The sequence below is a fragment of the Haloferax profundi genome (genome assembly GCF_001469865.1).
GTDB classification, from domain to species: domain Archaea; phylum Halobacteriota; class Halobacteria; order Halobacteriales; family Haloferacaceae; genus Haloferax; species Haloferax profundi.
Window position 1 is genome coordinate 1 of sequence record NZ_LOPV01000677.1, and the last position, 1,089, is coordinate 1,089.

The 1,089-nt window shown below is 55.2% G+C and carries 1 protein-coding gene; it reads right to left on the minus strand.

The features are described 5' to 3' along the window. Positions 1-1,089 (minus strand): ABC transporter permease (locus AUR66_RS20935; RefSeq protein ID WP_157533244.1); only part of this gene is annotated, 1,089 nt, incomplete at both ends.

Genomic DNA, 1,089 nt, shown 5'->3' on the forward strand with positions numbered 1-1,089 from the left:
CGCCGACATCGACACCAAGAGTCTGAGCAAGGCTTGCTCCGATAACCGCCTCGTCAGCAGCCGTTGGTGGATGTCCCTGAGTGATTGACGCGTCCGTAACCGAACTGAACGCTGAATAGTTTGCCCCTCTGATGAGATAGGGTTCTGTTCCCCGCGACTGAGCATAGACAACCTCTGGACTCGCTTCAATTCCATGAGACCGAAGTACCGTTGCATAGTCCTCGCTGATTCGGCTGTTCAATGGGTGAGCAGCACCACTTTCGACAATCGTCCCGCTCGACGTCGTTGCCAGTGGGGCGATTGCCCCACCAATTGCACCCGTAAGGAGAATGATCAACATGAATACCGCGAGTGTTGCTGCCGTTGGGACAAACGCTCGCCAGTCCACAAGTGTTGGGGCGAGCAGGTTTTGTACACGTCCAAAGACTCGGGGCAGCGACCGTGACGTATCGTTACCACCACTGAATGTTGGGTCACCTCGAACAGTAGGGATAGATGCAAAGGCCCCTGCGGCAAGTCCCATCGCGAGGAGAAACCCACTGATTCCGAGAAGTGTCGTCGCAATCTCTGGCGAAACGTTCGTTTGAATCGACACAGGGAGACCGGCATATGTCGCGATGTTAATCACCGCGTTCGTTGCAACCACGCCAATAGCATACCCGAGTGCGATTCCAGCAGTTGAGAGAATCAACACTCGAGTCAAGAGAACCGCAAAGAGGCGGCTAGGTGATGCACCAGTCGCGCGTGCGATACCGATGAGTCTCCGGCGGTCACGGATCGACATTCGGGTGACATTGTAAACGACGACGAGAATCAGGAGTCCACCACCAAATGCTGCAACAGAAAGTGTTCGAACGATCTGGGTGATTCCACCGGCGAGAAACGGGAGAGCTGCAATAAGTGGGATATCAGTTGGTTGTGTCTGGCTTGGTGTGGTCCCGGGGTTGATCACGAGAGCCCCCGGAGATCCGAGTTGCTGGACTGTCGAAACGTCGGTTACGTACCACTCTGCAGGGAAAATCGTCTCTGTGACGCGATGAGGGTACACTGTCGTCGACAACGTCTGTTCAGAGCCGGACAGCTTCACTG